General features: G+C 47.0%; 4 protein-coding genes. 1 reads left to right on the top strand and 3 read right to left on the bottom strand.

The annotated features are described in order from the left end of the window. Positions 1–80 precede the first annotated feature (80 nt). Positions 81–935 (bottom strand): DUF4351 domain-containing protein, encoded by an 855-nt coding sequence (locus tag J0895_RS11660; protein WP_207088259.1) that lies wholly within the window; start codon positions 933–935, stop codon positions 81–83. Between the two features lie 146 nt (positions 936–1,081). Here J0895_RS11660 and J0895_RS11655 point away from each other — a divergent pair, with 146 nt between their 5' ends. Beyond that, a complete protein-coding gene (locus J0895_RS11655; protein ID WP_207088258.1) occupies positions 1,082–2,575 on the top strand; it encodes a hypothetical protein in 1,494 nt (497 codons plus the stop codon). A 169-nt stretch (positions 2,576–2,744) separates the two neighbouring features. Here the strand turns inward: J0895_RS11655 and J0895_RS11650 are convergent, their stop codons facing one another. Together J0895_RS11650 and J0895_RS11645 are read right to left on the bottom strand one after the other, a co-directional pair. Continuing rightward, positions 2,745–4,250, bottom strand: coding sequence for a coiled-coil domain-containing protein (locus J0895_RS11650; protein WP_207088257.1), 1,506 nt, complete (start codon positions 4,248–4,250; stop codon positions 2,745–2,747). Positions 4,251–4,535: 285 nt separating this feature from the next. Further along, a partial coding sequence (locus J0895_RS11645; protein ID WP_207088256.1) for an AAA family ATPase occupies positions 4,536–6,841 on the bottom strand: 2,306 nt, incomplete at its 5' end.

Below are 6,841 nucleotides of genomic sequence, written 5' to 3'. Positions count from 1 at the left end.
GTAGGGTGGGCACTGCCCACCGAACAGAAGGTGGGCATTGCCCACCCTACTCCTACTCCTTCAACTGCCCCAAATCGGCTTTAATGAGAGTCCAGCCACTGCTGTAAATCCGCCAAGTTGGTAAAGTCTAATAACGCTTCACTCAACTCCTCCAATTGCGGCTTACCCAGTCCCTGAATTCGTGACTCAATCTCTGGATTGAGCGGCCCACAAAAGCGATGAAGCTGTCGGAAAATTACCGCCAATTCACCTTGTTTTTCGCCCTGCTCTAATCCTCGGGCTAATCCTTGGGCGACTCCCTTTTGCAGAATATCTTGATAGACTACAGATTCTCGCATAACTTCCTCCCTGAACATGGTGGATATTAACCGTTTGTCAAACCGCAACCCAGCTAAAATCTGAGTGCAGGCTGCAATTTCCTGTCGCAGGTCTGTCTCTTCTATTTTATTCACTTCCTGAGCCACTTGACTCAAGAGTTCCGTGGGGTTCTCCGTGGCGCATAACACCGCCAGTGGCAGTAAGGCACTATTCCCCAGTAAAGCTTCTGGGGATTCTTCCCATAACCGAATTACCTGATATTGGTGTTGGGTGAATTCGGTCCGAAATTCCGTCTCGAATACCGCCTGGTTACTGGTAGGAACCAGCCAAATCAAGACCTGCCTCACCGGCAGTTCATATTGCCATTGTAACCGGATGGAATAGCTGCACATCCGGATCGGCATCGGCCTATCTTGAGGAACCCTCGTCTGAAATTCTAAATGCTGAATTTCTGGGCCGGTTTTTAGGAAAATAACTGAATCCGCCCGAATCGGTTCAACGGAGAGTTCTGTTTTTAAGACTTCAACCGGGGTGGTGATGGGTTGTCTGAAGGCCCAGGATGCCATCTGTTGGGCATATTTTTCCGCCCAATATTTTAGCAGGTTGTCGTAACACATGGTTTGTATAAATGTAATGTCTGGGTATGCTGTTTCTGAGGACCAGAAAACTCCCTGCGGGTGACTCCCCCTCCTGATTTCAAATTTTACCAGAACAACTGGTAAAATGCTATCATTTGTATCGATTTACTGCCCAAGGAACCCCTATGAACGAACAATTCTCGGGAGAATTGCTCCACTATCCCAAACTCAGCTTATATGCCTTCCACCTCTGTCACGATATGGCATTGCCGGAAGGAGAACGGGTGGAAGATTCTGAGCTACTTTGGCAGCAGTTCGAGGAATTGGGAAAATCTCTGGGTATCGACGCGATCGCTACTTGTAGTCAATGGCTGAATATGGAGCCAAATCAGGCAACTGTCCCGTTTCGAGAACTGCTTTCGGAGGAAATTGGTCGCTGTTTGCGCTTCCACTTTCCTGTGGTAGAAGGGCACTCGGAGACTCCCCGGCGCAATGGGGAACTCTATGCGGTACAACTCCATGATACTTATGTGGCTGACCTCACGTTTCGCTATCCGGGAATTGTCCCTGTTGCCGAACTCTCTCACCTTAACCCCGAGGGACGACTGCTACCCGATCGCATTTCCGCTGCGATCGGCCAAACTTTGGTCCTGTTTGCCAAACCTGTCATCGCGGAAGAATCCCCCGACTCTGATCCCCTCCCTGGGTTAGCCGATCGCTGTTTACAAGCTATACTTACCCAAGCCCAAACCCCATTTCAGCCCTCCTATTCTGCCAAGGGCAAACTGTTAGGCAGTCAAATTTTTGAATATGATAATGATGCTGAAAATCCAGCCCAATCTTGTCACATTCTCATCTGGTTAGACTGTCATCCCGATACCGCTCAACTGGAAGAGTCTGGAGACTACTATCGCCCCCTGATGGAGTTGCTTTGTTATCGCAGCAAAATCCGCTTCAGCTATCACCAAGCCCGCACTCGCTATCGCGACTGTCGTCAACTTTATCACGAGCTAGAAACCCTGATAAAGGCGTTAGAAACCTTGCCGGAAGATACGGCTGAAAAGTTAACCGTTTTGCAGGAATCTCTGCTTAAAATTACCCCCAAAGCCTTTACCTACGCCGGTTATCTCCGGGATATTGAAGACCAGCGCACGACGCTGATTACCAATTTAAATAATTATACCAAAAAAATGAAGAAATTAACGAGCCTTAAAGGAGAGCAGGAGTTAGATTTTTTAGAAAGTTTTCGTTATCATTCCCGGGTAAAATTACTCCGACAAATCCACACAAACCTAAATTATTTAAGGCCGGGAAATGCCCTATTCGGCCAGTATATTGCCACCCTGCGCGGCATTGTGGAGGTGGAACAAGCCAAGATGAATTATCAGCAGCAGGAAGCGAATCAAGACTTGCAAGACCAGATTCAAGCGGTGGGGCTTGGGATTGCTGCTGGGGCAATTGTCGCGTCAACTTCGGGGTTAATGTTTCAATCTTGGGAGTGGAAAGGGGAAAAAGTTGAACCCTCTTTCCCCTTGCCGTTGCTGGCATTTCTGATAGCATTGTTAGTCAGTGCTGCCTGTTCTATTGGGGCCTGGTCTTGGGCAAAAGAGGGGATTAAAAAGGGGCGATTTCCCTTCCGGGATGTGAAGGGAAGGCAATCAGCAAAATTGAAACGGTGAAGGGTACAGATGCAGGAATGAAGACATCGGAGGCTGGCTGATTTAACAAATTTTTTGATATCAAATCCGGATGTAAAAGCCTGAAATTTGTCTTGAATTGAGGCGGGTAAGGATAGGGCAGTACCTTGTCCCTCCCGTCAAAATGCCACAATTTTTGTCTGTAAATCCCTTAAAAAGATGTTTGTTTCGGTGGGTTGGAACGGTGTTTCACTTGTTCAATATCCTGATACTCAGCTTGGGGTTGTTCATAGCATTGGGTTTGGCCTTGCAATTCTAATCCCGATTCTTCATGGAGGGCATTAAAAATCCCTTCGGCTCGTTGACGGAGTTGTTCTTCATCTAATAGGCGATCGCTGAAGGCATTGATGGAAATATTATTCACTCCTAATTCTTTTTCCGGCGTAATCACAGTGACAACTTCTTCCCCGGCAATATTTTTTACCTTGACTACATAAGCATTCCGATAGTCCGCGCCTTCATAGCTGGCATCGGTATTGGGGTCTGCGAGTTGATAGCCGTAAGATTCCAACATTCCTACGACATTATCGGCAATTTCGGCCCGCATTTGGGAGAGAATTACTTGCATTTTGGCTTGGTTAGCAATTTCGGCCAATTCCGGATGGAGGGCTTCTATTTGTTGGGCTAATTCCTGGATTTGTTCGGTGGTGAGAGTGGATTCCCCTGCGGTGAGTTTTTGTTGAAACTTATCGAGCTTTTGATGATAAGCACTCAACCGTCCATCGGTCCAATAATCAACTTCTGCCTGAAAGATTTCGACTTCGCCCCCGGATTCTCCCAGTTCAATTTCGATTTGACGATGGGCTTGAACTTCGGTAATCAGGGTTCGCAAATTCTCTAAGGTTGCGGTATAATAAAGTAACCATTCTTGTTCTTTTTGTTCGAGTTCGAGGCGCAAATCTGCTAGTTTGAGGTAAGTTTCTTGGGAGGTGGCGATCGCCGCTTCGCAAACTCCGGCAGCTAAGTTTTGTTTTGCCAAATCTAAATTGCGCCGCAAGTCAGCGAGTTGATGGGGAGCAAAGCGCTGGTGTTGGTAATCGCGGTCGATTTGCTGCCAAATTTGTTCCACATCGGTGAGCAGTTCTTGCGCCAATTTTGCTTTATATTGTCGTTCCTGTTCGAGGTTGTCAAATACCCGGTCAATTTGCTGTTTTAGCATCTGTTGTCCCGTTTCCCGCGCTTGCCGTTCTTCCTCCAGGAGTTGGGAGAATTTCTGTTCCAGTTGTTGATTGAGAGTGAGATATTCTTGACGTTGATCCGCTGTAATTCGCAGATATTCAGTCCGCTGTTTTTCAAACCCGGCTCGCATTGCTAAAGTGAGACTGTCCCGTTCCTGCTGGAGTGCCTGTTGCTGTCGCACTTCGGATTCTCGGACTGCTTGCTGAAAGTCTTGGCGCTGGAGTCGCAATCGCTGTTGGGTGTCCCGTTCGAGTTCCCCCAGGTTACTCCGTAGGCGTTGCGCTTCTTGTTCCTGCTGTTTCCCACGTTGCTCTAGAGGAATGAGGCGTTGCTGCATTTCTCGATTCGCTTCTGCACGCATCCGATTCAGGCGATCGGGTAAGTCATGTTGCACCGATCGCAGTCGGCTATCCTGTTCCTGTAATCGGCGTAAGTCTGCTTCACTAATACTCACATATCGCTCTTTTCTACCACTCATCTTGATCTCCGGTTATTGATAATTTTGTTAACGAGAACGCGCGTTGAGGACTCTGTTGGTGAGGAGACCTAACCCCCCAACCCCCTTCCCTACGAGGGAAGGGGGAGCTGGAAAGCCCCTCCCCGCTAGTATAAAAACATTTCCTTATACCTCCCTCTCCTCTTAGGAGAGGGTCGGGGAGAGGTCTCTTTCTTGATTCGCCAACAGAATCTTTAAGGAACTTTTCTCTTTTGGTCTACAAGGCATTTTATAGCAAGTCTAAATCTTTTCGACAATTGATTTAAGTTAGCCTGAGTTGAGTGGGGGTAAATCGTTTTTAGCCAACGTAATCATCGCTTCCCCTTCCAGGTTGTCGCGGATGAGGCGAACCTGCTGTAATTGTACCATTGCCTCAAACAAATTGCGGACATCTCGTCCATTGCCAAAGTTGCGATCGCGCATTTTGTACATCCGATTGAGTCGCTCTAATACCGCTTGTTGTACCTCCGGAGGACAACGGTAAGCGGGTTTAGAAGTCCGGCAATAAGAGAGGAAAATTTCTAGCATTTCCTCCCCGGTATAGTCGGGAAATTCGATAGTTTTGGCAATGCGGGACTGCAAACCCGGATTGGTGGCTAAAAATGCTTGCATGGGTTGGGTATAACCGGCAAAAATCAGCACCAGGCGATCGCGATAATTTTCCAGCATCGGGACGAGGGTATCCACTGCTTCTTGACCATAATCATGTCCGCTTCCCCGTGGCGATGCCAGTGCATAAGCTTCATCAATAAATAAAATTCCATCCAGGGCTTCTTCTACTTTTGCCCGAGTTTTTGGGGCGGTTTGTCCTACATATTCAGCCACCAATGAATCCCGAGGTTTATCAACTTTAATCAGTTGGCCTTTTTTGAGAATTCCCAAGGCTTTAAAAATTGCCCCTACCAATTCCGCTACGGTGGTTTTTCCAGTTCCAGGATTGCCCAAAAATACCAGATGGCGAGTCATGCGATCGCCCGTTTCATATCCCGCTTGTCGCAATCGTTGTTTTGCCTGTTCACTGGCGACTAATTCATGCATAGCAGTTTTGACAGAACTTAACCCAATCATGGCATCCAGTTGGTGGAGTAACCCTTCTAAGCTGGCCTGATTTCGTCGTCCGGAACCCGCAGCAATGGCCGCAAAATCTAGCGCCGGTTGTTCGCCATCCCCCGGAACAAGCTGCATTTTTTCCCCTTCTATCCTCAATTGCGATCGGTCAATATTCTGAATTTGTAACTCAATCAAATCATCGGTAAACAGGTCAGCAATGGCTTCATTAACCCCGCGTCCCCCATAGTTTTGCGCCGGTTCATAAGTGGCGCGAACTAAAGCATTTAACCCAGGTTCATCAACGACGACATCAATGTTATAGCGGTCCTGAGCAAACCGTTTCACCAACCGGAAAATCATCTCCGTCTGTTCCGCCAATTCCAAGCGATTTAGGGGAATCACTTTATCAATTCGTCCGATAAATTCTGGGGGAAGATATCCGGTTTTTTGTAAAATTTCTTTGGCCAGACTCGGCGTTTCAGTAATCGTTTCACTGGCTAAATTTGTCGTTAATAAACAAATTGTATCTTTAGGCGAAATGACCGTCCCATTGGCATCAGTGGCTCGCCCTTCATCAAAAAAGGCTAACATTTTTCGCCAGATAGAACCATGTGCTTTTTCAATTTCATCAAACAATAAAATGCACCGTTGCTGATTCCGTCGCAAGGCATTGGGTAACCATCCCCCCTGTTCTGAACCGACATATCCTAGGGGACTGCCAAACAGATTGGAGACTTTATGTTCTTCTCCATATTCCCCCATATCGCACCGTTCTAACTGGGTTCCGAGGGCTAATGCTAGGGCTTTACTCAGTTCAGTTTTGCCGGTTCCTGTGGGTCCTGGTAACAAAATAACCAGGGGTTTGGGACTTTTTTGGGCGGCGATTTTACCTCGGACTAATTTAACGAGGGTGGCGATCGCCCCTGAATGTCCAATCACCTTTTCCCTGAGTTCCTGAGTTAATTCTGCCGCCGTTAGTAAGGGCAGTTTCTGAGTCCATTTGGCCCGATATGCCTGTTTTAAAGAGAACTCCGAACTGGATAGAAACATATCATGCCAATAGTTCAATGGCTTAGATTCTTGAGCTAAAGCTGTGGTTAATTGTTCCAAGTCGTTCCAGATTACTTGGCGCTGTTCTCGTAATCGAAAGCGCTGGATTAAATGGCTAATCTCCGAGGCGCTAGGAGTGACTATATTACAAATATTGACTAAATTGTGAGAACGCTCTCGGTTCAACAATAAGTTACTCAAAAAAGTTAGGCCAATCTGCTGACAAAATAATTGGAGTTCAGCATAAGTATCTTGATGGAAAATAAAGACACATAAATTGCGATTTGTTGGCAATAACCGCGACCATTCCACAATTGCACCATCCAGTTGTCGCAGTAGCTCAAATCGCCGTAAATCTTCGGGGTTTGCAAAGACAATTGCGGAGGTTTGGCGGGTATCTTCCATAAAATTTTGCAATAAGGGCAGCACATCCCGGTCCTGCATTCTTTGGGGGCGATTTATTGAGGTAGATG

This window comes from Phormidium pseudopriestleyi FRX01 (genome assembly GCF_017313335.1).
GTDB lineage: Bacteria > Cyanobacteriota > Cyanobacteriia > Cyanobacteriales > Laspinemataceae > Laspinema > Laspinema pseudopriestleyi.
Note: the sequence above shows the minus strand (reverse complement) of the source record. Positions and strands in the feature narration are given on the sequence as shown.